Genomic DNA, 25723 nt, shown 5'->3' on the forward strand with positions numbered 1-25723 from the left:
GTCGGCTGGGCGGGTCATCGGTCGAGGACGAGGGCGAGCCCCTGGCCGACGCCGATGCACAGCGCCGCGACGCCCGTACCGCCGCCGGCGGCCCTCAGCTGGTGGGCGACCGTCCCGGCCAGCCGGGCCCCGGAGGCGCCGAGCGGATGGCCGAGGGCGATCGCGCCGCCGCGTGGGTTGAGCACGGCCGGGTCGAGCTCGGGCCACTCGGCGAGGCAGCCGAGCACCTGGGCGGCGAAGGCCTCGTTGAGCTCCAGGGTGGTGAGGTCGGCGAAGCCGCGGCCGGCCCGGGCGAGGGCCCGCCGGACGGCCTCGACGGGCCCCAGCCCGAAGTACTGCGGCTCGATCCCGGTGACGGCGGTGGCCCGGACCCGGGCGAGCGGCTCCCGGCCGAGGCGGCGCAGGCCGTCCTCGTCGGTGAGCAGCACGGCGGCGGCGCCGTCGTTGAGCGGCGAGGCGTTGCCCGCGGTGACGGTGCCGCGTTCGGTGCGGAAGGAGGGCGTGAGCCTGGCCATGGCCGCGAGGGAGGCGTCGGGGCGGACGCACTCGTCCCGGTCGACCACGAGTGGTTCGCCCTTGTGCCGGGGAACGGAGACGGGCACGGCCTCGGCGTCGAAGAGGCCCTGTTCCCAGGCGGCGGCGGCCTTTTGGTGGCTGGTGAGGGCGAACGCGTCCTGCTGCTCGCGGGTGATGCCGTGCCGTTCCGCGATCAGCTCGGCGGACTCGCCGAGCGGGACCGTCCACTCCGGCGCCATCTTGGGGTTGACCATCCGCCAGCCGAGCGTGGTCGAGTACAGCTCGGCGTGCCCGGCCGGGAAGAGGCGGTCGCTCTTGGGCAGCACGTAGGGCGCGCGGCTCATCGACTCCACGCCGCCGGCGACCACCGTCGAGGCGTCGCCGAGCGCGATCGCCCGGGCCGCCTGGACCACCGCCTCCAGGCCGGAGGCGCACAGCCGGTTGACGGTGACGCCCGGCACGGTCACCGGCAGCCCGGCGAGCAGGGCGGCCATCCGGCCGACGTTGCGGTTCTCCTCGCCGGCGCCGTTGGCGTTGCCGAGGTACACGTCGTCGATCGCGGCCGGGTCCAACGCCGGGCTGCGGGAGAGGAGTTCCCGGATCACCCCGGCGGCCAGATCGTCCGGGCGGACGGCGGACAGCCCACCGCCGTAGCGGCCGATCGGGGTGCGGACGGCGTCGACGAGGTAGACGTCCTTGGTCATCGTGGCTCACCCGCCTGCACCGGGGCGGCAGTTCGGGCGAGCAGTTCGTCGGCGCTCACGCCCGGCGCGGTCTCCACCAGGACGAGGCCCCCGGGGGTCACGTCCAGCACGCCGAGGTCGGTGATGATCCGGTCCACGCAGGCGCGGCCGGTCAGCGGCAGGGTGCACTCGGGGACGATCTTCGGCGAGCCGTCCTTGGCGGTGTGCTCCATCAGCACGATCACCCGCCGGGCGCCGTGGACCAGATCCATCGCCCCGCCCATGCCCTTGACCATCTTTCCGGGGATCATCCAGTTCGCGAGGTCGCCGCCGGCCGACACCTGCATGGCACCGAGGATCGCCGCGTCGATGTGGCCGCCGCGGATCATGCCGAAGGAGAGCGCGGAGTCGAAGAAGGCGGCGCCGGGCAGGACGGTCACGGTCTCCTTGCCGGCGTTGATCAGGTCCGGGTCGACCTCCTGCTCGGTCGGGTACGGGCCGACGCCGAGCAGCCCGTTCTCCGAGTGCAGGACGACGTCCACGGAGGGCGGCAGGAAGCCCGGCACCAGGGTGGGCAGGCCGATCCCGAGGTTGACGTACCAGCCGTCGGCCAGTTCCCGGGCGGCTCGGGACGCCATCTCCTTGCGGTTCCATGTCATGCGCTGCGCACCGTCCTTCGCTCGATGGCCTTGGCACCGGCCTGCTCCGGCGTCAGCGCGAGGACGCGCTGGACGAAGACGCCGGGCAGGTGGATCTCGTCGGGGTGCAGCTCGCCCGGCTCGACCAGTTCCTCGACCTCGGCGACGGTCACCTGTCCGGCCATCGCGGCGAGCGGGTTGAAGTTGCGGGCTGCCTTGGCGAAGACGAGGTTGCCGTGCCGGTCGCCCCGGGCCGCGCGGACCAGCGCGAAGTCGGTGGTGATGGCGCGCTCCAGCACGTAGGAGCGGCCGTCGTACTCGCGCACCTCCTTGGGTGGGGAGGCGACGGCGACGGAGCCGTCCGGCTCATAGCGCCAGGGCAGGCCGCCCTCGGCGACCAGGGTGCCGACGCCGGCCGGGGTGAAGAACGCGGGGATGCCGCAGCCGCCCGCGCGCAGCCGTTCGGCGAGGGTGCCCTGCGGGGTGAGTTCCAGCTCCAGCTCGCCGCTGAGGTAGCGGCGGGCGAACTCCTTGTTGCCGCCGACGTACGAGCCGGTGACCCGGCTGATCCGGCCGGCGGCGAGCAGCACGCCCAGGCCGCCCCCGTCCACGCCGCAGTTGTTGGACACCACGCTCAGGCCATCGGAGCCGCGGGCGTAAAGCGCCTGGACCAGCACGTCCGGGACGCCGCTGAGGCCGAAGCCCCCGACGGCGAGCGAGGCGCCGTCCTCGATGCCGGTGACGGCCGCCTCGGGGGAGGCCACCATTTTGTCCATTCCTTGCCCCTGTTCGCCTGGTGAACTATCGTTCGGAATCACGGGTGCGCAGAGTGTGTGCCGACGCCCGATGCCTGTCAATGGAGTTCGAGGCGCGAGTTCGAGGAGAATCCGCAGATGCCCGCAACCGTCCCCGACTCCGCTGCCCCGCAGGCCGCCCCGCCGGCGGAGTCCGTCGGCCCGCTGGAACGCGGCCTCGCCCTGCTGCGCACCATGGCCCTCGACCCCGCTCCGCGTCAGCGGCCGAGCGACCTCGCCCGCACCACCGGCTTCGCCCGCTCCACCGTCGACCGGATCACCACCACACTGGTCCGGCTCGGCTACCTGCGCTCCGACGGGCGGGACCTCGTCCTCGCGCCCCGGGCAGCCGAGTTCGGCAACGCCTACCTGGCCGGAAGCCGCCTGCCGGAACTCCTCGGACCGCCCGCCGTCGAACTCGCCGACCGCCTCGACGAATCCGTCTCGATCGCCGTCCCCGACGGCGCCGGCGCCCGCTTCGTCGTCCAGGCCACCCGGCGCCGCACCATGGCCGTCTCCTTCCGCATCGGCGATCTGCTGCCCGCCGAACGGTGCGCCCCGGGCGCGCTGTTCGCGGCCGAATGGGACTCCGGGCAGCGGACGTCATGGCTGCGCCACCACGGCGATCCGACCGAGGCCGGCTTCGCCGTCGCGCCCTCGCGCATGGTCGAACCGGACGAGTTCCTGGAGCGGGCCCGGCTGGCCCGGGTGCAGGGCTGGTCGGTCGACGACCAGCTGATCGAAACCGGACTCGTCGCCGTCGCCGTTCCGGTCCGAGACCCCTCGGGCTCCGCCGTCTGCGCGGTCAGCGTCGTCAGCCACACCAGCCGACACGACGCCCACTCGCTCGCCGACCACGCCCTGCCGCAACTCCGCCACACCGCCCGGGAGATGGAGCGCCGGCTCGCCGACCCGACAGCGGTGACGACAACGCCTTCCGGGGTGTCGTCGAGCCGGGCGTTCAAGGACGAACTCGGCTCCGGCTTCCTCCAGTCACTCGCCCGCGGGCTCGACGTGCTGCTTGCCCTCGGCGCCGCGCCCGGACACCACACCCTCGCCGCCGTCGCCCGCGCCACCGGTCTGCCCCGGGCCACCGCCCGCCGGGCCCTGATCACCCTCCAGTGCCTGGGCTACGTCGGCACCGAAGGTGAGGGGTTCCGTCTTCTGCCCCGCGTCCTGGAACTCGGCTACACGCGACTGGCCGGCCTCTCCCTGCCCGAGATCGCCGAGCCGCACCTGATCGACCTGGTGCGCACGGTCCACGAATCCGCCTCCATGGCGGTCCTCGACGGCCCGGACATCCGCTACATCGCCCGCGTCCCCACCAGCCGCATCATGCGCCTGGACATCACGGTCGGGACTCGTCTCCCGGCGTTCGCGACCTCCATGGGGCGCGTCCTGCTCGGGGCGGTTCCGGAGGCCGAATTGCTCGAACTCCTCAGGGATATGAGGCGCGATCAGCTCACCGACGTCACGGTGACCGACCCTGTCGCGCTCGCCGCCACCATCAGGTCCGCCGCACGCGAAGGCCATGCCATGGTGGACCAGGAACTGGAGGAGGGCCTGCGCTCCATCGCGGTCCCCCTCCACGGTGGACACGGCGAAGTCCTGGCCGCCGTCAACATCGCCCTCCACGCGGGCCGGGGGACCCCGGCCGAGACCCGCGCCGGCTTGCTCCCGGCGCTGCGCGAGACCGCCGCCGCGATCGCCGCCGACCTGTCCCTGGCCCGCCGCTGGACCGGTGCGCCACCGGCCTGAGGGAGGCGGGGCGCGGCCGTGTTCAGCGCATCGCCGTGAGGCGGGCCTCGGCGGGTTCTTCGTCTGCCGGCGGTACATCACCTAAACGCTCTTGACCAGCGAATACGCTGGGGGCGAGGCGAACGGTGGCGCAAGACCCACCCACGGCCGGGCGTTCGCGGTGACTGTCTCAGGCGCTCGACGACCGGACCAGGGTCATCGCCGGGCAGCCCGGCGTCGGTGGAACGCGACGGTGGCGGCGGCGGTGGTGAGGCCGACGAGTGCGGTGCCCGCCCAGTAGGCCGAGCCCAGTCGGTGCTGCAACAGAGTGGTGAACAGCGCGCCTCCGGTGAAGCCGCCGAGGGACTCGCCGAGGGTGGCGCTGACCTGGCGGAAGTTGAAGACCTCGACCATGGGCCGGCCGTCGCCGAGTTGTGCGTAGGCGGTGCTGACCATGGGGGAGAAGACCATCTCGGCGACAGCGAAGACGCCGACGGCGAGGAAGGTCAGGGCGATGGACGCACCGGGGAGCGCGAGGAGGAGGAAGGACAGGCCGAACACGGAGATGCCGTCCGTATCGCCTCGATGGCCATGCGCGTGGGCGGGGAGTCGTCGGACGCCTGCGCGATGATCGTGCGCAGGAAATCGACCGGGAGAGACGTACGTGATTCCGCCGCGGCCATGGGACTCCAATCTCCGACACCGCACCCCTGGCCTCTGGTCGGCCCCACCCGGGCGCGGTGATGTACCAGGTGTTGGCACCAATCATGCCGAAGGGGACTGACAGGGCAAGCGGTTACGAACATACGGTTTCGGAGGGGCTTGCGGAGCAGGTTGGCTGCCCAAGTTCGGCACGACGCCGACGTCTCTACGCCTGGCGTGACAGGTCGGCCACCAAGAGATCGAGGGTGGCCTCCTCGTGGAGCGCGATGCCGAGGGCGGTCATGGCAGGGGCGAGATCCGGGTCCCAAGCTGCGCTGACAGGCGAGCCGTCGAGCGCCAGTTGAGGGATGCCCTCAGACTGACTGCGCGCGGCCAGGTGTTCGTAATCCGCGGCCCCCATACGCCACGACACAGCTTCGTAGCGGCGGATGACCCGGTTGGCCAGAGCCACCCCTGGCCAGTCGAAGTCGCCGTGGTAGGCGAAGCGGCAGCCCGTGGCGGCGAGGGCGTCAAGAAGAGTGAAGACCACCGTGGCGGCGCTGCCGGACGTGCACACCAGGGGCTGCGCGCAGGCCGCGTCCGCTGCGGCTTCCACCACGCGTGGATTCTCACAGATGCGGACGAGCGTTCCGGTGGGGAGTTGCAGCCGCAGAGCGTGCAGGTCACGCGGCGTGAGGTGGGCTTCGGCGTGATGCTCGGCTCGCTCCCGTAGGGCACGCTCCCGCCAGCCCTCGCCGTCGGGTCGCAGCCCGTAGGTCAGCACCGTGCTGGAGACCTCGTCCGGCGTGACGGATACCTGCCGCCACAGGGCGCGTCGACCGGCCGCGTCGTCGGGGAACCCGGTGCCATGGGCAAGGGCGACGCCGCGTTGGACGAGGCGTGCGAGCCAGGTGCCGTCGTCCAAGCCGTGAGCGGAGCCGGTCGCCATGGCGGCGAGTTCTCCTCGACCGAGTACGCCGTCGCGCGGGGGCCCTAGGAGAGTGGTGAGGACGTGGACCGCCTGCTGGAGTGTCCCCATGGCCGCTTCGGGCGACACTCCTCTCGGAACACCGGCGCGACGCAACAGGTCGTACCACCGCCGGGGCCATTCCTGGTCGGCGAGCGGTGAGGCGTCCAGCGACATGGCGAGGGACGACCACACCTGCTCCCGCCGTGCCGCCACGTCCGCGCGGGCGGCACGTCGGTCGGTGAGTGGCGGGCCGAGTTCCTCCAGGGTTTGTCTGAGGCCGAGTCCGGCGGCCGAGGCCCTCAGCCGTGCGTCGAGCATGTCGAGCCGCACGGTCACGGTCGGCCCTGTGAGGGGTTTCCCCAGCAGAAGGGACAGGTCGTTGCGTTCCTGTGCGTTCATCGCGGTCAGCCGGAGCGAACCCGTGGCCTGTACGCCGTTGCTCTCCAGGCGCTTGCGTACCCCCTCCCAGAGTCGGTTGAGTCCAGGTCCCGTCAGCCAGTCACGCGTTGCGTCGGGCAGCCCGCTCATACGGACACCAGGCGCCGGTGCCGACCGTTCCAGGTGTAGTGCAGAGTGGCCACCCCGCGCACATGGGGGTCACGGAGGCACTCGTAGATGTGCAGGGACGGAACTTCGGGCCAGTTGCCCATGAGCCGCTCGCTGGTGAGGACGAAGTCGAGATCGAGGTCGACGAGGATTCGGCCAAGTCGTCCATGGGTGGGTTCGTCGACCTTCGCGAAGGCGTCGTCCAAGAGGATCAACCGCGGCGCGTGCGGTGCTGACTCGGCGAGACTGCTGAAGTGGGCGGCAGCCGCGGCGAAGAGCACGAGGTAGGAGAGCACCCGCTGCTCGCCCTGGCTGAGCCCGGTCCGGCCGGTCAGTTTTCGACGACGGCCCGGGGCCGCGTCCTCGACCACGAAGGTGTGAAAACGGAACCAGTCGCGGTAATCCAACGCGGTCCGCAGATGGGCGGTGTAACCGGCTGACGGGTCGGCACGACGAGCGTCCTCGATCCGGCGTTGCAGTACCTCGCGCAGCTGCTCAGTCTGCTCGCGTGTCCTGAGGCTTGATGGACTGCGCAGCAACTCGACGGCCGCGCGTACGTCCGCGTCCACGTCTTCGTCCAGCTTCCATAGCAGCTCGACACCGAGGCCGTGGGATGTGCGTACGGTCCGCAGGGTGTTGTTGAGCGCCGCGACCAGATTCGCCGCGGTGATGACCTGAGCCGAGAGGTGATCGCCCAGTTCTCCGGTCAGGAACCGCTGAAACACCTCACGTTCGCGCTCGGTGAGCCGTCCCCGGGCCTCCGCGGCCTGGACCGCGATCCGCTCGCCCACGGCCGCGACGTCATGGGACCCGTGGTCGTCGACCAGGCGGCACACCTTGATCCCGTCGCGTTCTTCAAGCTGTGCGTCGAATCCGCCGGCCAGTTGGTCGCGCAGCTCGGTGTGGCGGTTGAGCAGGGTGCTGTCCGACACTTCGCCCTTCGGGCGGCCGAGGGCCTGTTCTACTGCGTCGGCGAGTGCCCGCAGTGCTCGCAGACGGGTGCGGACGTCCGTGCCGGGATCGTCCGACACGTATTCGGGCAGTGAGGGCCGGTCAAGGCTGGCGCCGCGGACCACCTCGGGTCGGCTGAGAGCACCACGAAGTGCGCTGCCGGTGTCGATGACCGTCGTCTCCTGGTCCGCCAGGTTTCCGCGCAGGCGCTTCTCGTCCTCTTCCGCGCGCACGCGCAGGTCGTGGAGTTCGTCGCGGGCTCGTTGTGCGCCGGGGAGGGCACGGACGGCGTTCGTGATGCGCTGCTTGGCCTCCTGCTCGCGGGTGAGGATCTCTTCCTCGGACGAACCGATGGCCTGCTCGCGGGTGTGCAGGTCCTGCTCCGCGGTGCGCAGTCCGGCGAGACGGAGCCGGTAGCTCTCGTCCGCGGCCAGGCGATCTTCTCGCGCGCGTCCGTACCGATCGGCATCGGTCTGGTTGGCGCCGAGCCGCTCGCCCGTGCTGCTGACGGCCCTGCGCAGATGACCGATACCGGTAAGCAGGGCAGCCAGCCCGGTGCGTACGCGGTCCAGGGCGGCGGGGTCGCCGGGCAGGTTGTGGGCCGTCGCGGTGGCATGCGCCTCGGCACGCGCTGATACGGCGAGAGCGCGGGCCTCCTCTGCCAGCCGTGCCGCCCGGGTCGCCTTGACGGTCAGGTCACGCAGCGTCCTCTCCGCTGAATGGGTCCTGCTCCAGGCGTCCGCGAGACTCCGTGCCCGGGGGAAGTTCCGTTCCGCGAGCGTGAGCGCCCGGCGCATGGCATCCGCTACGACGAGCTCCTCGCGGATGCCGGCCAGCCGCTGTTCTGTCTGCGCGATCCGTTCCTCCAGCTCGGCGAGGCTGCGCCGCCGCGTCTCTGCGCGTACTGCGGCTCCCACGTACTCGGCGTCGCCCTTGTCATGACGGCCGCCGAGCACGCCCAGACGCCAACTTCCGTCGTGACAAACCGTGTTGTGGGCGGAAGTCTCCTGTGCTGGTGCGAGTGCAATGCTGGCCAGCAGGCGCCCCACCTGGTCGGCGGTCACACCGCACCCCGGTTCAGGGGCCGGACGCAGGACCGAGGCGAGAGTCGGCCCGTCCGACAGCACGGGACCGGGCCGCAGGACGGTGTCCCGGGTGCGGGGATCGAGAAGGACACCGTCCGCGCCTACCCACGCGTCCAGGATTCCACTGGCCTCCAAGGCTCCTTCCAGACCGGCCCGGTCGGCCGGAACAAGGGCATCCGCGAAGTCCACGAGCCGGTAGAACGGCGCTCCTTTGCCCGGCGTCCTTTCGGCGACGCGATGGTGCGGGGCCGGCGGCTCAGGATCGGTCGTCTGCTCCCAGTCCCGTTTCTGCTCCGTCAGGTGGTCCAGATCCTTGCTGAGCTGGCTGACATCGAGCGCCAGGGCGTCCCGGCGTCCGGTGAGTTCTTCGCCGTACGGCTCCAAAGCGGCTTGAGCGGTTCGCCACGCCTGGCTGTCGATGTCGGGCGGTAGCGTGCGGTCCGCGAACGGTGCGTCGGCAGAGCTCTCGCAGCTGACCGAGGTGTGGACGGCATCCAGTGGCGGGCAGTTGGGACCCAGCGCAGTCCGCGAGTGCGTCGCCCACTCGGCGACTTGGCGGGCGTAGGCGCCGCTCTCCTCAGCGACCCTCTGATGGCTGCCGTCGAGATGACCGGCGGCCTCTTCCGCTTCGCCCTCCAGCCGTTCCCGCTCGGCATCGGCCTGAGCCGCCCCGGCCCGGGCCTCGTCTGCCCCTGAAAAGAGGCGGGTCACCTCCTGGGCCATCCGGGCCCGGTTTCTCGCGACCGCCTCACCGTCCGCCAACTGGTTCTGCCAGGTCCGCAGCCCTTCCTGCGTCGTGACCGGGTCCACGCGGGCCACCGATCTGTGCCTTACGGTGCGTGCCTCCCCGTCCGGAGTCGTCAACTCAGTCTCCGTGGCCTGGGCGAGAACCGTGCGCGGCAGGGCCACCGCCGCGCCGAGATGGCCGGTGGGAAGCCCGGTCTTCTCCGCCTGTGTCACAAGCTCCCGGTGTTCTGATCCCAACTCGGCCAGCCGGCTTCCGATGTGTTCGATCCCTTCGGCCAGCCGTTCTGCTGAGCTCTCCTCTGCATCATGTGCGTTTCGCAGGGTGGTGAACGCAGCCACAGCGGCGGTATGCAGAGCCTCCACCGTGCCACGACGCTCCGATAGTTCGCGCAGACTGCGGTAGGCATGACTGGCATGCAGGGCGGCCAGGTCGGTCCGGGCAGCCTGTTCCTCTTCACGCAGGGTCTCCAGACGGCCATCCGACTCGCCCTCCTGCGTCCTCAGGTCGCTCGTCCGCTGTGCGGCGTCTCCGGCCGCCCGGCGCCGCTGTGCGAGGACACCCAGCTCGTGCCCGACTCTCTGCGCGGAGGTACGCAGGACGCCGGACAAGTAGCCGCGGTAACTGGTGAGGAAGGTGCGCAGCGCCGCGTCGGTGCGCTCCAGGCGGCCGAGTTCGTCTCGTACGGCGTCGAGGTCGTGGAGGTTGCGCGCCACCTTCTCGACCACGTCCTCGTCGAGCCCTGGCAAGGTTTCGCTGAGCAGGGAGGCCAGGCCCCCGTGTTCGATGCGGTCCCCGACCGTCGGACGCCTTAGCCGGTGGAGGAGCTGGGTGAGGTTGCGGTAGCGCGTCGGGTCGGCGATGCCGAAAAGCTCGCGGGCCACACGGGAGCGGTGCACTACCGCACGGTCGGTCGCGTTGTCGGAGCCGACGATCTCTTTCAGCCGGTCGACCGACAGCGGCTTACCTGCCTCGACCAGATGCAGGTCCTCACCGATCCGCAGTGGGGTGACGAAGAACGTCGGCAGCGCCCTCTGCATCGACTTCGAGGCACGGATGGCGGCACCGAGCGTCAGGTGGCGGTGGCCGCCGTCGTCTGCCGTGCCCCGGAACTCCACCCACAGATACCCGAGACGGTTGGTCTGCTCGAATCCGTCCAGCATCAGCCAGGCAAGCGTGGTGCGGCCGGTGCCTGTCGCGTCCAGTGCCCGGGAGTCGCCGTCCAGAAGATAGGGAAGCAGCATCTCCAGGGCCTTGGACTTGCCCGCGCCGTTCTTGCCACGCAGCAGCAGCCGTCCGTCGCCGAAGGAGAACTCCTGCTCGTCGTACTGCCAGACGTTCTGGATGCCCGCCCGGTGCAGCCGGAAGCGGGTGCCGATGGTCGTCGCGGAGCCGGAACGCGGCAGCGGAACGAGGCCACGCGCATCGGTGGTCATAGCGGTAACTCCTCTTGAACGCCCGTGCCTTTGTCAGATGCGGTGGCCGGGCGCACGGTGACGTGGGTGGCGTAGCGGGCCGCTGCAGCCAGCAGCACCCAGCCGCCCCCGGCAGGCCGTGCGCCATGGGCATCGGTCACCGTGCGGCCTTCCGGCGCTTCTTCGACGTATCCCTGCGGCAGTCCTTCTCCCTCAGCGCGCAGCCGGCCGGCACGGGCCATCAGCCGCATGCGGACCAGCAGGTCCAGCACTGCCTCTCGCAGGGAAGATAGGTCCTCCAGGTAGCCACGTTGCCAGTTGCTGCGCTGCCCGTACTCGGCGATCAGCCCGGCCAGCACCTCATCCACCAAGCCGTCCGGGACAGCCACCCCGATCACGAGCGTCCCGCCCGTCGCCGGATGCCCCGGCTCCTGCGGTCGAAGCCGTTCCACGAGCCGTACCGCCAGTAGCAGCGCCGCTTGTGCGACAGTCCCGGTGCCCGGCAGGTGCAGATCTGTCAGCTCCTCCTCAGGGTCCACCAGCGCCACGCCCTCGGCACGGATCTCCATTTCCAGACCCAGGAGTTCGGAGAAAGCCTGGGCTTCCCGGCGCTGCCGGGTGCGCAGCCAGTCGCGCTCGGCGTCGGTGAGCTCGTCGAGGTGGACGACGGGTGTCTCGACGAGCATCCGGCGCACATAGGTGCGAGGTCCGCCGAACCCCGGGTCCGCTGCTCGCTGAACCAGCTCGGCGCCGTCCCGGGCTTGTGCGAGTGGGCCGGCGACGACCACGCGTGCCAGTTCGCGATCCACCGTGATCAACGCTTCCCCGCCCGCTTCCTGCGCGATCGCGGCCACCTGGCCCTCGGTCTCGATGAGCACGCCCCAATCGACCAACTGCCGCAGAGCCGCGACCAGGGTCCGCTTCCCAGCTACCCGACCCGTCTCCTCCAGCTCGATCCCTGCGTCGGCCGCGGCGGCCCTGATGTCGGCGACCAGCTGCGATAGCAGCATCTGCTCGGGAGCGGTCACGAGCACGGACAGGGCCAGCGCGAGGCAGGCGTACGTGTGTGGGGTGAAGGGGGTGCCGGTGGAGCGCTCCAACCGGTGTCCCGAGCCCGCCCCCAGCCCCGCTTTGAACAGCCGGGCGTATGAGCTGTCGACCAGCAGGCGGTAGCCGAGAACCTGCTGAAACCGTTTGCCCAGCCAGTCGGCGTGCCTGCGGATCAGAGGGAAGAGGTCGGCATGGGGGCCGTCCGACGCCACCAGGGGGTGGGCAAGGAGCAGTCGGGCGGCGCTGCGGCGCTCGGCGGCCAGAGCCACGTCGTGAGTCGAGGGAAGGGTCATGACACGCTCACCTTCGCTTCGCCTCCACCCGCGACGGAGATACCAGCGATGTCCAGCTCCAGGCCGTCCAGCAGCAGGTCGCCGTCGGCCGAGTGCAGCACCGTCTGTGTGCCCTCGGTTCGGCGCACGGTTAGCCGGATGCCCAGTTCGGCGTCCTCGCTGTGCGCCGAGCCCAGGTCGAAGCTCGCCGTCCCCACCCCGCCCGCATCGGCGCGACTCCTGAGTTGGGCGTTTCCGAGTGCCGTGGCCAGCAGCTCCAGGAGCAGCCCGAGCGCCGCCGACGTGAGGTGCACCTCAGCGAACCGGCCGGAGGCGCTGCGCAGTTCGTCCGCAGCCGCTGCCCTGGCTGCCGCCCGCTGACGGGCGGCCTCCCGAAGCCGCCGCTTCTGCGCAGAGTGGTCCTCCACCGCGGACGTCCGGCCCCGCTGGGCGCGGCTGCCCCTTTCACGCAGGGCCACGGGAACCTCGACCACCGGCCCGGTCCACCAGCTCGTGTAGGCGGGCACCACCTCGTCGGTGGCAGGAGGTATGCCCAGATGACGGGCGCCGTACAGTCCGAACGCGGCGACGGCGATGTCGTGTGCGTCCTGCGGCGCCGCTTCGTCGAACCAGCGGGCCAGCCGCAGCAGATCCTTGCGCCGGGACATCTCCCCGGCGGCCGACCGCAGCATCCGCTTGGCGTTGGCGAGTAACGACTGCAACGCGCGCAGCGTGGCGTCCCGTAGTTGGTCGACCTGGCTGCCCTGACCGTCGGCGTCGCTGAACCAGCCGCGCAGACCCTCCCAGTCCGCGAGCTCGCGGCCCCGGCTGCGCTGGACTCGGACCTCCAGGCGGTCTTCGCCCTGCGCTGAGAGCCCGGTGAGCCCCTGGGCGTGGGCGTCCAGGCGGTCCAGCAGGGCCGGGATGTGCGGCCACAGGGTGTCCAGCGTCGCCGAGATGCGGGGCGCGCGGAACGCTACGTCCTCTGTGATCGCCTCGACGTAGTCCAGGAGCAGTTCCTTGAAGCCCTGGTACTCGGCGCCGTCCAGGTCGTAGCGGGACAGCACTTGGCCGAGGTAGGCGTAGAAGTCGCGTATGGAGTCTGCGAATTCGGTGAACTGCACGAACAACGTACTGATCCGCTCCAGACCGTCCTGGGGCTCGATGCCGCCCGGTACGGTCACGAGGCCGGCCAGCTCCCGCAGTCCGCGCTCGACCAGTGCCAGCAGTTCGTTGCTCACCTCACGGGCCGCGTCGGCCTCGGCCAGGACACCATCAGCGTCCCGCTGGATGCGTTCGCCCAGTTTCGACAGCTGGTAGCGAGAGCGGGAACGCTGGTACTCGCTGATGCTGGACGCCTTCACCGTGTGACTGCTGCGCAGCAGGTTTCCCCACTGCACCAGCTGTTCCAGCCGGACCGTGAGAGTGTCGGCGTCGAGCCCTGCAGCAGAACCATCGGCCTGGCGCAGCTTCGCCATGATGTCCGGGACGGCAAGATCCGCCAGCAGCGTTCCACAGAAGACCCGCATGATCGCGATGTGCTCCAGCCGCTCAGGCGCACTGAGGTAGGTGTACGCGTTCAGCCGCCGGCGTGCCTCCTCGTCGGTGTCCTGCGCTGCGTCGGATGTGGATCCCCCCATGCGCGCGAGGTTACGCGGCCCATGGGGCCGCCGCCGTTGTGTGGCCGAAAATGCCACGGATACGTGCCAGACAACGGCTCGGTCTCGTCAACGAACCGCTGTCCCGGACAGCGAAAGCACCCGCGCCAAGCTGAAACGCCTGATCAAACTCGGCATCCTCACCGAACCCGACACCGGCAAGGCGACTTCACTCGTCGGCAGCAGCCGACCAAGCCCCGCCACCAGGAGCCCTGCCCCACCCTCACCTCGAAACGGACATCAACCCACGAACCGCCCTCCGGGGCGACCTCGGAACCACTCAAGAGTCACGAAAGGCCCTCTCACCGGCTTCGTCGCAGGCGGATGTTCTGGGTCCAGGCGTTCGTCCCGCCATTCGGCGTGGTCTTGCAGGCGGTGGCGTAGCAGCGCCAGACCCAGGTGCCGTTCTGCAACGACGTCCGTGACGAGCTCGGTGGCTCGCAGTCGGAAGTCGTCTGGATGCTCGCCGCCTCCGGCACCGGAACCCTCCTGGCCGCCCTCGTCCTGCCCCGCGTCCTCGACCGGATCGCCGCCTGCGCCGTCATGATGACCGGCGCAGGCGTCCTGGTCGGCGGCACGACCGCCGCGGTCACTCTCATCGCGACCGGCCTCACCGCATGGACCGGTACGGCGGTCACCTGGACCGTGATCGGCATCGGCATCGGCATGGCACTGATCATCACCCCGACCGGCAGGGCCCTGCGCGCCTCCGTCGGACGCGTCGCGATCCCCGAGGTGTTCGCGGCCCGGCTCTCTCTGTCGTATCCAGCCCGGCTGATCGCCTATCCCATCGCGGGATGGCTCGGCACGAACGCCGGCTTCACGCTCGCCTGGTCCGTCCTCGCGGCCCCCGCCGGCGCGGGAGCGGCCTTCGCCCTCCTCCTGCGGCCGTGCCACGACGGACAAGGAGCCGTCACCGCACCCGTGCCCCTTCCTGCCGGACGCGCAACCGGCAGGGATCGACCCACCCCCACCAAGGCCGCATGAATTGCCGAACGTGAAGGCCGTCAGGGGGGTTGGCGTTGCGGGCTCGCGTCCCTAACGTAGAGCGGAACATGAGTCCTGCTCACATTTAAGGACCTACGCGATGGTCATCGTTCAACCTTTGCGCCGCAGACTCAGATCGTTCGCGGTGGTGTCGCTGCTTCTTGCCGTGACGGCCCTGGTGCTCGGTCCGGGGCCCAGCTCCGCGGCGGAGTCCAACTGGTGGGATCCCTCCGCGAGGCCCGCACCCGACTCGCAGATCAACGTCACGGGCGAGCCCTTCAAGGGCACCGACGCCGAGGGCCGCGTCAGGGGCTTCGTCGACGCCCACGACCACATCATGTCCAACGAGGGCTTCGGCGGCCGGCTGATCTGCGGAAAGCCGTTCTCGGAACAGGGCGTTGCCGACGCGCTCAAGGACTGCCCCGAGCACTACCCCGACGGCTCGCTCGCCCTCTTCGACATGATCACCAAGGGGGGCGACGGCAAGCACGACCCTGTCGGGTGGCCGACGTTCAAGGACTGGCCCGCGCACGACTCGCTGACCCACCAGCAGAACTACTACGCCTGGATCGAGCGGGCATGGCGCGGCGGCCAGCGGGTGCTGGTCAACGACCTGGTCACCAACGGCGTGATCTGCTCGGTCTACTTCTTCAAGGACCGCGGCTGCGACGAGATGACCGCCATCCGTCTCGAGGCGAAGAAGACGTACGACATGCAGGCCTTCATCGACAAGATGTACGGCGGTCCGGGCAAGGGCTGGTTCCGGATCGTCACGGACAGCACGCAGGCCCGGAAGGTCATCGAGCAGGGCAAGCTGGCCGTCGTCATGGGCGTCGAGACCTCGGAGCCGTTCGGCTGCAAGCAGATCCTGGACGTCGCGCAGTGCAGCAAGGCGGACATCGACCGGGGCCTGGACGAGCTGAAGCAACTGGGCGTCAGCAGCATGTTCCTGTGCCACAAGTTCGACAACGCCCTGTGCGGGGTGCGCTACGACTCCGGCGCGCTCGGTACGGCCATCAACGTGGGCCAGTTCCTGTCGACCGGCACGTTCTGGAAGACGGAGACCTGCCGCGGCCCGCAGCACGACAACCCCATCGGCAACGCGGCGGCGCCGGAGGCCGAGAAGCGGCTCCCCAAGGGCGTCGCCGTCCCCTCGTACGCCTCGGGCGCACAGTGCAACACCCGCGGGTTGACCGACCTTGGCGCGTACGCGGTGCGCGGCATGATGAAGCGCAACATGATGCTTGAGGTCGACCACATGAGCGTCAAGGCCGCGGATCAGGCCTTCGACCTCCTGGAATCCGAGTCGTACCCGGGCGTCATCTCCTCGCACAGCTGGATGGACCTGGGCTGGACCGAACGCCTCTACAAGCTCGGAGGGTTCGCTGCCCAGTACATGAGCGGCTCGGAGGCGTTCAGCGCGGAGGCCAAGCGCACGGAAGCGCTGCGCAGGCAGTACAAGGTCGGCTACGGCTACGGCACCGACATGAACGGTGTCGGAGGCTGGCCGGCCCCGCGGGGCGCGGACGCCCCGAACCCGGTGAAGTACCCCTTCCGCAGTGTGGACGGCGGCTCGTTGATCGACAAGCAGACCACCGGCCAACGCACTTGGGACTTCAACACCGACGGTGGCGCCCACTACGGCATGGTCCCGGACTGGATCGAGGACATCCGGAACGTCGGCGGCCAGGGCGTCGTCGACGACCTCTTCGCGGGGGCCGAGTCCTATCTGCACACCTGGGCGAGCACCGAGAAGTACAAGGGCGGGACGAACCTTGCCGCGGGCGCGGCCGCCACGGCGTCCTCGTCGGAGTGGTGGAACCCGTTCGTCAGCTTCAAGCCCGGCAACGCGGTGGACGGCGACACGGGCACCCGCTGGGCCAGCGAGTGGAAGGACGACCAGTGGCTGCAGATCGACCTCGGATCCGCGAAGCCGGTCGGGCGCGTCACCCTCGACTGGGAGCAGGCGTACGCGAAGTCGTACCGCGTAGAGCTGTCGGAAGACGGCACGAACTGGAGGACGGTGTGGTCCACAGACTCCGGTGACGGCGGCCTGGACACGGCACGTTTCGCCGGAACTCAGGCGCGCTACGTACGCGTCAAGGGGCTGGAGCGCGGCACCCAGTGGGGCTACTCACTCCGTGAGGTCGGCGTCTACGCCGACTGACGCACGGGGCCGGCCGGATCGGCTCACCCGATCCGGGCGGCCCCGGTGGACGAGTACGACAGGGATGAGTAAGACGTGCGCCCAACTCACATTCGAGGATTCGAGTGATCACTCACCACTCCGAGGCCCGCCTCTGGCTTCTGAGCACTCCCGGCACCTCCTACGCCTTCCGGCTGGACGCCGACGACGTCCCCCGGCACGTGCACTGGGGCCGGCCGCTCACCCTGGAGCAGGCCGTCGTCATCGCGGCCGACCTGCCCGAAGAGGACCCCGGCGGCGACGACCCCGGGGGCGAGGAGTACGTGGTCGAGGGCGGCCTGCGCTTCGGGGCGCCGTCGCTGACCGTCCGGTTCGACGACGGTGTCCGCGGCTTCGAGTGGCGGTTCGTCTCGCACACGGTCGACGAGGGCCGGCTCACGCTCTCCTTCACCGACCGTGTCCGCTCCCTCGCTCTCGACCTGAACTACCGGATCCGGGAAGGCCATGACCAGATCGAGCGCTGGGCCGTCCTCACCGCGGACGAGCCGGTGGAGGTCCTGCGCTTCGACTCCGCCGCCTGGACGCTGCCGGCCCGCGACGACTACCGGGTCAGCCATGTGGTGGGGGAGTGGGGCCGGGAGTTCCAGCTCCAGCGCGACCGGGTGCCCGTCGGGGAGACCGTGTTCACCAGCCGCCTCGGCATCACGGGAGCGCACGCCGGACCCTGGCTGATGCTCGACGCGCAGGACGCCGCCGAGGAGCACGGCGAGGTCTGGAGCGCGGCCCTGGCCTGGAGCGGCAGCCGCCGGATCACCCTGCGCCGCGACCCCTACGGCCGCGCCTCGTGGACCGGCGGGTTCGGTCACGAGGGGCTGGTCTGGAATTTGGGCGCCGGCGAGTGTCTGGAGACCCCCGTCTTCACCGGGCTGTACGCCCCCGACGGCTTCGGCGGCACCAGCCGACGCTGGCACGCCTACGTCGAACGAGAGGTGCTGCCCGCCCGTCCGGCCGAACGCCCGTTGATCTTCAACTCGTGGGAGGCGACCGAGTTCGACATCAGCGAGAGGCAGCAGACGGAACTGGCCGACCTGGCCGCGGGGCTCGGCGTCGAGGTCTTCGTCGTGGACGACGCCTGGTTCGGCACCCGCACCAGCGACCGGGCCGGGCTGGGCGACTGGTGGCCCAACCCCGACCGCTTCCCGAACGGTCTGGGCCCGCTCGCCGACCACGTCCGTGCGCTGGGCATGGGCTTCGGCCTGTGGGTCGAGCCCGAGGCGGTCAACCCGGACAGCGACCTCTTCCGTGCGCACCCTGACTGGATCCTCTGCCAGGACGGCCGTACCCGCACGCAGCGTCGCAACCAGCACGTGCTGGACTTCGCCCGCCGCGACGTCCGCGAATGGGCGGTCGAATGGCTGGTCAGGACCGTCACCGAGCTGGACGTGGTCTTCCTCAAATGGGACATGAACCGGCCCTTCAGCGAGGCAGGGCGGCCTGGGGCCGCCGACTCCGACCGGGTCTGGATCGAGCACACGCGCGGGGTCTACGAGGTGATGGACCGGCTGCGCGCCGCCCGTCCCGGCCTGTACCTGGAGTCGTGCGCGGGCGGTGGCGGCCGGGCCGATCTGGGCGTGCTGGCCCGCGCCGACCAGATCTGGACGTCGGACAACACCGACGCCGCCGACCGGGTCGCGATCCAGCACGGCCACGGCCAGCTGCTGCCCGCCCGGACCATGGGCGCCTGGGTCACCGACAGCCCGCACAGCCTCACCGCCCGCCCGACCTCGATCCGTTACCGCTTCCATGTGTCGATGGCGGGGGCGATGGGCATCGGCGGCAACCTGCGGAACTGGAGCGAGGAGGATCTGGCCTGGGCCCGGATGCTGGTCGAGCAGTACAAGCGGATCAGGCCCGTGGTGCACGGCGGTGTCCAGTACCGCCTGGCGCGCGACGCCGTGCAGTACCTCACCGAGGACGAGGTCGTCGTCTTCCAGTTCCAGCCGTCCGCACTGACCCGCTCGGCCGCCCGCGTCCGGCTGAAGGGCCTCGACCCCGATGCCCGCTACCGGGACGAGGGCACCGGTGCCGTCCACGAGGGCGCCGTCCTGCTCAGCCACGGGCTTCCGCCGCTGCTGTCCTTCGACTGGACGAGCGAGCTGGTCCACCTCAGGAGGGTGCCCCGATGAGCCTCGCCCCCGAGCGCCGCGAGCGCCCTGAGCCGCCCGAGCTGCCCAAGGCCCTCGCCGAGCCTGTCCGCAAGGTCGGCCCGGGCTGGGTCGCCCTGTACGTCCTGGCCAACGTCGGGGTGTTCCTCCCGATGCAGGTGCCGACCACGTTCCTGATGCCCGAGCAGATCGCCCGGATCGACCCGGTGGGAAAGGTCGGCAGTTACGCCTGGGTCAGCATGATGGGCGCGATCTCGGGAATCGTCATCGCACCGCTGGCCGGCGCGCTCAGCGACCGCACCACCAGCCGGTTCGGCCGCCGCCGGCCGTGGCTGGTCGTGGGCGCACTGGTCTGCATGGCGACGCTGGTCTTCGTCGGCATCCAGACGACGGTCGCCGGGGTCGCGCTCGGTTCCCTCGTACTGTCCGCCTCGTTCATGATCATCGGCGCCGGACTCTCCCCGGTGGTGCCCGACCAGGTCCCGGTCGCGCAGCGCGGTGCGGTGCTGGGCTGGGCCATGGTCCCGCAGGCCGGCGGCTTGATCGCGGGCGGGCTGCTGCTCGGGCTGGTCACGGGCTTCCCCGCGCAGTACCTGCTGCTGGCCGCATTTCCGCTGCTGATCCTGCTGTTCGCGACCGTCTTGAAGGATCCGCCGCTGTCCCGCCGGCACCGCGAGCCGTTCTCGCCGGGTGCCTTCCTGGACGGCTACCGGATCAGCCCACGCGCGCACCCCGACTTCCTCTGGGCGATGAGCTCCCGGTTCATCATGGGCCTCGGCTACGGGACGGGCACGCTCTACCTGCCGTACTTCCTGGACGACGTCCTGCACTACGAGCAGTTGTTCCCCGGCCGGTCGACCGAGGACGGCCTGCTCATCGTGATCGGCGTCAACTGCCTGGCCACGATCTCGACCGTCGTCCTCAGTGGCTGGCTCTCCGACCGGCTGGGCAAGCGGCGCATGCTGGTCTTCCTCGGCGGCGTCACGATGGCCGTCGCCGCGGTCCCGCTCGCGCTGTGGCCCACCTGGACCATGACGTTGGTCGCGGCCGTCATCCTGGGCCTGGGCTACGGTGTGTACCTGGCCGTCGACACCGCCCTGGTCACCGAGGTGCTCCCGGCCTCGGCGGATCGCGGCAAGGACATGGCCCTGGCCAACCTGATGACTTCCCTGCCGTATGTCCTGGTTCCCCCGATCGCCTCGGTCGTGCTCGGCGGTCCAGGGGGCTACCACTCGCTGTTCCTCTGCTCCGCGGCCCTGTCCGCGCTCGGTGCGGTACTGGTCTGGAGGGTCAAGACCGTCCGCTAGGTCGTGTCCGCTGACTGGACGCCAGGAGCCGGATGCGGTCGCTCAGATAGCTGTTGAGGACGTGTTTGCACTCGGCGATGAGCTGGGGATCGCCCTGCGGATCGGTACGGAAGGCCAGTTGCAGCACGCCGTCCGCGCACTCCAGGGCCACCCGCACGGCGATGTCGAGTTCGGCGTTGTCCGGGACACCGGTCAGGGAGGCGGTCAGCGCGCGCAGCCGTCCGGCGACCGCGGTGTTGTTGTCCAGTGGCGGCTGCAGGATGTGGTCCTGTCCCACCGCACCGAAGTCGACCACGCCGAATCCGGTGATCGTCCGGCGCATGGCGACGAACTCGTCGACGGTCACCTCCACGACGCCCGAGATGCCGTCGGGCGCCTCGCGCTCCAGCCGGTCCGCGACCCGCTCCAGAAAGGACTCCAGGTTGCGGGCGGCGAGCGCGCCGATCAGTCCCTCCCGGTCGGAGAAGAACTGGTAAAGGGTGCCGATGGGCACCTCGGCTCGGCGTGCCACCTCCTTGGTGGTCAGCGCGGCATAGCCGACCTCGTCCAGGAGTTCGGCGCAGGCATCCAGCAGCCGTTCGAAGCGTACGACGCTGCGCTTCTGGACCGGCAGCCGGCGCGGCGTCCCTGCAGTGCGGTCTTGGTTCACGCCTTCCATCATCCCATCGGAGCGATTAACGTGAGCCCTACTCATGTTTTAGGGGGTTGTACGTGACACTGGACCATCTGCCCGCGGACTTCGTCTGGGGCGCGTCGACGGCGTCGTATCAGGTCGAGGGCGCCACCAAGGAGGACGGTCGCGGACCGTCGGTCTGGGACACCTTCACCGCCCGCCCCGGTACGATCCGCGACGGGCACACCGGTGACGTGGCCTGCGACCACTACCACCGGTACGAGGAGGACCTCGCGCTGATGGCCGAGGCGGGCCTCACCGGCTACCGCTTCTCCATCGCCTGGCCCCGGATCCGGCCGACCGGCAAGGGCGAGGTGAATCCCCTGGGCATGGACTTCTACGACCGACTGGTCGACGGCCTGCTCGCACGCGGCATCGAACCCGTCCCGACTCTGTTCCACTGGGACCTCCCGCAGGGCCTTGAGGACGACGGCGGCTGGCTGAACCGCGACACCGCGCACCGCTTCGCCGAGTACGCCGCCGTCATGGCCGACCGGCTGGGAGACCGCGTCCAGAAGTGGATCACGCTCAACGAGCCGTTCATCCACATGGTGTGGGGCTACGGCCTCGGCACCCACGCACCGGGCCGCGCACTGTTCCTGGACTGCCTGCCGGTCGCCCACCACCAACTGCTCGGCCACGCACTGGCGCTGAGGGAGCTGCGGGCGCGCGGCCTCCAGGTGATGATCGCCAACAACTGCACCCCGGTCTGGCCCGCCTCGGACGCCCCCGCCGACCACGCCGCCGCGCGGGCCTATGACAGCCTGCACAACCGCCTGTTCAACGATCCGATCCTCACGGGCACCTACCCCGACCTGTCGGCCTTCGGCGCGGACGCCACCCTCGGCGGCTCCGTCCGGGAGGGCGATCTCGAACTGATCTCGGCCCCCCTGGACGCGCTCGGCATCAACTACTACAACCCGACCCGGATCCAGGCGCCGGCGTCCGAGGGGCTGCCGTTCGAAGAAGCCCCCATCGAGGGCTACCGCCGCACCGCCTTCGACTGGCCCGTCGTCCCCGACGGCCTACGGGAACTGCTCGTCGGCCTCAAGGAGCGCTACCCGGCACTCCCGCCCGTCTACATCACCGAGAACGGCTGCTCGACCGAGGACGTCGTCGCCGCGGACGGCACCGTCCCGGACCTCGACCGCATCGACTACCTCGACACCCACCTCCGGGCCGTCGACGCCGCCGCGGCCCAGGGCGTCGACGTGCGCGGCTACTTCACCTGGACCCTGATGGACAACTTCGAATGGGCCGAGGGTTTCCACCAGCGCTTCGGACTTGTCCACGTCGACCACGACACCCAGGTGCGCACCCCGAAGGCGTCTTTCGCGTGGTACCGCGATCTCATTCGCGCGCAGCGGGGTTGAGCTCCCAGAACAGGGTCGCAACGCAGGTCGGGCAGGTCCCCGCCGCCCGGCTGCGCTGCCCCTCGAAACCCTCACTTTTCCCTGTCGTGGGGCGGCGGCTCGGCAAGGCTCGACGGCAACTCTTTCAAGGCGTCGGAGGCGGCCTTTGCGGAGCGGAGGATTCCTGTCAGCAGTTCTGACAGTTCGGACAAGGACGCAGAGGGCTGGCTCGTGGGGGAAGTCGCCTGAGCGACCGCGCATTCCGCATCGTGCCGTCGATGGTCCTTTTCGCCGGTCTCCCACTCTGCATTGACTTGCGCGAACACCTCCTCGTCGAGGAAGTACCCCCATCGCTGGATGCCGAGGCTGTTCGCCACTTTGACCAGGGTTTCGATGGTCAGGTTCGTCCCGTCGGCGGACTCGGCCGACGCCAGCGTCCGCTTGGAGACGTTTGCGTGCTCGGCCAGTGCCGCCAAGGTGAACGGGCCCTCTGGATGGCGCTGTCGGGCGTATCGGAGACGGGCGGCGATCGCTGTCTTGGCGGCGCGCATCTGCTCATCGAGGGAGCAGGCCGCCTCCCTGTCGCGTCCATCGTGTTGAGAGTTCACAGTTCACCCACCTATTGGTGCAAGATAATGCAACAAGGTGCAGCATGTTGCACATGGGTGTTCAGGGTCGTAGGCTCACCGCGGGAGCGGACCTATCGAGGGGGAACGCAAAGTGCTGGAGCGGTCATCAGCATTACGCCGCGAAAAATTCTCCGACGGTCCGCTGAATTCTGGCATTTTCTTGCACGAGTTTCGCCCTGTTCGAGCGGGAGAGCCGTGCTGCGGGGCGGTTTCGGGACCGTGTGCGCCCCGCCGGCGGCCCCTCGACCCGGCCATCGACGCGATGCGCCTCCCGTCTTTCATGTCGGACGATCCGTCGCCCGCTGCCGGAGTGTGGCAGCGGAAAGCCGCGGTCCGATACGGGGGAGGGCGACGGCGGGAATGCCCATGTGATTCTCCGTAGATCACTTGTTGCCTCGCGACGCTTGGCCGGATGGCCGGATGGCCGGATGGGTGGGGAGAGGGGCGCTGAGGTGCCCAGGCTCCCGACCCGTCATGGGGGCGGAGCGGCGCTTCTGGGGGTTGAAACGTAGGGGCGGCGCTGCCTCCGTCAAAAACCCGCCTCCTCGGCCGTCGATCGAGCGCGCCGACGCCTGAATTGACGGTCTGCTGCTTCGCCGCTCGACCGGCCCGTCGAGCGAAGGCCGAGGTCTTCGGCCAAGGCATCTCACCCATCCGACTTTGCGGAGCAGGGCTTCAGCCAGCCGAAGCAAGCAGCTCAGGAAGGCATGTCCATGGTGCAGTATCACCCTGTGTTGTGTCAGCCCGGCCGTTTTCGGACAGTGGGTCGCCGGCCGCTTCGAGGCGCGGGAGCGGGTGCAACGGTGCGCAGCCTTCTGCGGCACGTACGGCAGCCGTGATTCCTGCGGAAAGGCCCGATCCGCAAGCGCTTCTATCGAGATCCGGATCTGAAAGAAGTCAGTCCAGGGGCGAGCCCCGAGGTCGTCAGTGGGGCACGCCGTGCTGCCGTGTCGGGCGGGCTGTTTGTTGGAGAAAGGCGTAGGTCGGGGTCGATCTGCCGGTGGCCGGTGGCTGGCCCGCCGATGGCCGGTGGCCGATGGCCAAGGATTCCGGCTGAACGATTTCACTCAAGCGTTCATTCCGTAGGGAGGGTGCATGATGACGGAAGGAGTATCCGTGAACAATCCTTCATGCGCAAGTGGCCTGTTGGCCTTGAATGTTGAAAGCGTATCCATTGACTTACTCGTTGCGGCAGGCTCGCCACGACTGGAGGGGGAAAGCGTAGAGCACGCTCGGACGCTTGCTCAGTCCGAGACCGACTTTCCCCCGATCATCGTGCATCGGCCGTCGATGAGGGTCATCGACGGAGCACATCGACTGCGCGCCGCGACTTATCAGGGCCGAGCGGAAATCGAGGTCAATTTCTTCGAAGGAAGCGAGGAGGACGCGTTTGTACTTGCCGTCGAGTCCAATGTGCAACACGGTTTGCCGCTGACCCTGTCCGACCGCACCGCGGCTGCGCGGCGCATCGTCACGTCGCATCCGGAATGGTCCGACCGCGCGATCGCCGCGGTCACCGGCCTCGCGGCGAAGACCGTCGGTGCGATTCGCCGGCGGTCGGCAACTGGGGAAGTTCTCCAGTTGCACAGCCGGATCGGGCGGGACGGCAAGACACGTCCGGTGAGCACCGCCGAGGGGCGCCGGGTGGCGAGCACGCTGCTCATGGAGAATCCCGGCGCCTCACTGCGTGAAGTGGCCAAGGCGGCCAGTGTCTCGCCCGGCACCGTGCGTGATGTGCGTCAGCGCCTTCAGCGCAACGAGGACCCGGTCCCTTCCCGTCAGCGCAGGGCCGAGCTGAAGGCGGCGAAGAAGATCTGCGCCGCGGTGAGTGGCACGACGGGTTCCGGCGCCAGGGTTGAATTCGCCGAAGTCGGGGGCCCGGAGCGGAAGATGGCGATTCAGGCGCTCATGCGGGACCCGCAGTTACGCATGTCCGACGAGGGGCGGCTCCTGTTGCGCCTCTTCACTGCCCGAGTCGTCGACGAGCGGCAGCGGCAGCGGCTCATCCGGTGGATTCCCAGCCGTTGGCGGCGCACCGTCACAGAACTCGCATACTCCTGTTCGCGTGACTGGTACGACTTCGCCCGGCAACTGGAGGCGTGTGACGGGGGAGGGGCGGCCGACGACAAACGAGTTCTGGAAGAGATCGGTTGACTCGATGTCGTCGGGGAGTGGTCAGGAGCTTTCCAGACCCTGTGGGACCGCGCAACGAACGAACGTAGAACAGTGCGCGGGTCGGCAGAGGCCGCATGTGGCGTCGCCAGGACGCATGAAGACCACCGGTCGGGTACGGAAAGCCTGGCAGCGCCACGATTTCGGTCGGCGCCGGCATGTTCAGGAACGACTGCCACTTCCCTGCCCGTGTGTCGGCTGTGCAGAGCGAACGTAGAAATTCCGTATCGGCGTGCGTTAACTTCCCCGAGGCCATGCGGAGTTCGGCTGCCGGCCGGGTTCCGCCCTGCCCATATTCCAAGGAGGTTTCATGGACAGCACTGTGAACGTCTGGAAGAACACCATGTACCGAGAGGGCCTTTCGATGGACCCGAGCCACCCCGCGGGTGTGGTGGACCTTACCGCCGACCTCTCCGACGAGGGTGACGTCGTGGCCGCGAAGACCCTCTCCACGCAGCCGTTCTTCAACTGCTGCGGCTGATCCCGTCTACGGCATCCGCCCGCACCGGTGTGTCGCGGGTGTCGAGACCGGCGTCGGCCCGCACCTCGTGCGGACCGACGCCGGTCGGCCCGGCACCGCCCGCGCCGGT

Annotated in this window: 18 protein-coding genes; 8 read left to right on the forward strand and 10 right to left on the reverse strand. The window is 69.7% G+C overall.

Annotated features, from left to right (window positions below; all coding sequences use genetic code 11):
- Window positions 1-14 precede the first annotated feature (14 nt).
- Genes CG747_RS05215 through CG747_RS05225 form a run of 3 tightly spaced genes read right to left on the reverse strand, consistent with a single transcriptional unit; the run spans window position 15 to window position 2613 of the window.
- A complete protein-coding gene (locus tag CG747_RS05215) occupies window positions 15-1220 on the reverse strand; it encodes an acetyl-CoA C-acyltransferase (protein WP_100600408.1) in 1206 nt (401 codons plus the stop codon).
- Window positions 1217-1858, reverse strand: coding sequence for a CoA transferase subunit B (locus tag CG747_RS05220; RefSeq protein ID WP_100600409.1), 642 nt, complete (start codon window positions 1856-1858; stop codon window positions 1217-1219). Before CG747_RS05220 ends, CG747_RS05215 begins: the two co-directional genes overlap by 4 nt.
- Entirely contained in the window at window positions 1855-2613 is a 759-nt protein-coding gene (locus tag CG747_RS05225; protein ID WP_100600410.1) for a CoA transferase subunit A, read from the reverse strand. Before CG747_RS05225 ends, CG747_RS05220 begins: the two co-directional genes overlap by 4 nt.
- A 117-nt stretch (window positions 2614-2730) precedes the next feature.
- Between CG747_RS05225 and CG747_RS05230 the strand changes: the two genes are divergently transcribed.
- Entirely contained in the window at window positions 2731-4389 is a 1659-nt protein-coding gene (locus CG747_RS05230) for an IclR family transcriptional regulator C-terminal domain-containing protein (protein ID WP_100600411.1), read from the forward strand.
- A gap of 195 nt (window positions 4390-4584) precedes the next feature.
- On the opposite strand, the gene CG747_RS05235 is transcribed toward CG747_RS05230, so the two are convergent.
- From CG747_RS05235 to CG747_RS05255, 5 genes are all read right to left on the reverse strand, one after another.
- Window positions 4585-4929: a hypothetical protein gene (locus tag CG747_RS05235; protein ID WP_100600412.1), complete on the reverse strand. Its 345-nt coding sequence runs from the start codon at window positions 4927-4929 to the stop codon at window positions 4585-4587.
- 307 nt (window positions 4930-5236) lie between these two features.
- Window positions 5237-6508 (reverse strand): TIGR02679 family protein, encoded by a 1272-nt coding sequence (locus CG747_RS05240; protein WP_100600413.1) that lies wholly within the window; start codon window positions 6506-6508, stop codon window positions 5237-5239.
- Entirely contained in the window at window positions 6505-10743 is a 4239-nt protein-coding gene (locus CG747_RS05245) for a TIGR02680 family protein (protein ID WP_100600414.1), read from the reverse strand. The genes CG747_RS05240 and CG747_RS05245 overlap by 4 nt, the downstream gene beginning before the upstream one ends.
- Complete coding sequence (locus CG747_RS05250) at window positions 10740-12065, reverse strand: TIGR02678 family protein (protein WP_100600415.1); 1326 nt, start codon at window positions 12063-12065, stop codon at window positions 10740-10742. Before CG747_RS05250 ends, CG747_RS05245 begins: the two co-directional genes overlap by 4 nt.
- Window positions 12062-13684 carry a TIGR02677 family protein gene (locus tag CG747_RS05255; protein WP_100600416.1) on the reverse strand — a complete coding sequence of 541 codons (1623 nt, stop codon included), beginning with the start codon at window positions 13682-13684 and terminating at the stop codon, window positions 12062-12064. The genes CG747_RS05250 and CG747_RS05255 overlap by 4 nt, the downstream gene beginning before the upstream one ends.
- 417 nt (window positions 13685-14101) lie before the next feature.
- Here CG747_RS05255 and CG747_RS05260 point away from each other — a divergent pair, with 417 nt between their 5' ends.
- The 4 genes from CG747_RS05260 to CG747_RS05275 all read left to right on the forward strand — a co-directional run bounded on the left by CG747_RS05260 (window position 14102) and on the right by CG747_RS05275 (window position 20307).
- A complete protein-coding gene (locus CG747_RS05260; RefSeq protein WP_257980226.1) occupies window positions 14102-14689 on the forward strand; it encodes an MFS transporter in 588 nt (195 codons plus the stop codon).
- A gap of 100 nt (window positions 14690-14789) precedes the next feature.
- The gene (locus tag CG747_RS05265) at window positions 14790-16856 is read left to right on the forward strand and encodes a discoidin domain-containing protein (protein WP_100600417.1); all 2067 of its coding nucleotides are present in this window, start codon (window positions 14790-14792) and stop codon (window positions 16854-16856) included.
- A 104-nt stretch (window positions 16857-16960) separates the two neighbouring features.
- A complete protein-coding gene (locus CG747_RS05270; protein ID WP_100600418.1) occupies window positions 16961-19021 on the forward strand; it encodes an alpha-galactosidase in 2061 nt (686 codons plus the stop codon).
- Window positions 19018-20307, forward strand: coding sequence for an MFS transporter (locus CG747_RS05275; protein ID WP_100600419.1), 1290 nt, complete (start codon window positions 19018-19020; stop codon window positions 20305-20307). Before CG747_RS05270 ends, CG747_RS05275 begins: the two co-directional genes overlap by 4 nt.
- On the opposite strand, the gene CG747_RS05280 is transcribed toward CG747_RS05275, so the two are convergent.
- Window positions 20291-20956, reverse strand: coding sequence for a TetR/AcrR family transcriptional regulator (locus CG747_RS05280; protein WP_180985391.1), 666 nt, complete (start codon window positions 20954-20956; stop codon window positions 20291-20293). The two genes, CG747_RS05275 and CG747_RS05280, sit on opposite strands and share 17 nt — an antisense overlap.
- A 62-nt stretch (window positions 20957-21018) precedes the next feature.
- On the opposite strand from CG747_RS05280, the gene CG747_RS05285 reads away from it, so the two are divergent.
- A complete protein-coding gene (locus CG747_RS05285; RefSeq protein ID WP_100600532.1) occupies window positions 21019-22353 on the forward strand; it encodes a GH1 family beta-glucosidase in 1335 nt (444 codons plus the stop codon).
- Window positions 22354-22424: 71 nt separating this feature from the next.
- Here CG747_RS05285 and CG747_RS05290 read toward each other — a convergent pair whose 3' ends face one another.
- Window positions 22425-22883 (reverse strand): helix-turn-helix domain-containing protein, encoded by a 459-nt coding sequence (locus tag CG747_RS05290; protein WP_100600533.1) that lies wholly within the window; start codon window positions 22881-22883, stop codon window positions 22425-22427.
- 1194 nt (window positions 22884-24077) lie between these two features.
- On the opposite strand from CG747_RS05290, the gene CG747_RS05295 reads away from it, so the two are divergent.
- Both CG747_RS05295 and CG747_RS46875 read left to right on the forward strand, forming a co-directional pair.
- Window positions 24078-25115, forward strand: a complete 1038-nt coding sequence (locus CG747_RS05295; RefSeq protein ID WP_219621412.1) for a ParB/RepB/Spo0J family partition protein — start codon at window positions 24078-24080, stop codon at window positions 25113-25115.
- 328 nt (window positions 25116-25443) lie between these two features.
- Window positions 25444-25614 carry a mersacidin/lichenicidin family type 2 lantibiotic gene (locus CG747_RS46875; RefSeq protein ID WP_107490302.1) on the forward strand — a complete coding sequence of 57 codons (171 nt, stop codon included), beginning with the start codon at window positions 25444-25446 and terminating at the stop codon, window positions 25612-25614.
- The last annotated feature ends 109 nt before the right edge of the window (window positions 25615-25723 follow it).

Source organism: Streptomyces sp. CB02959, from assembly GCF_002803155.1.
In the GTDB taxonomy this organism is placed as follows: domain Bacteria; phylum Actinomycetota; class Actinomycetes; order Streptomycetales; family Streptomycetaceae; genus Streptomyces.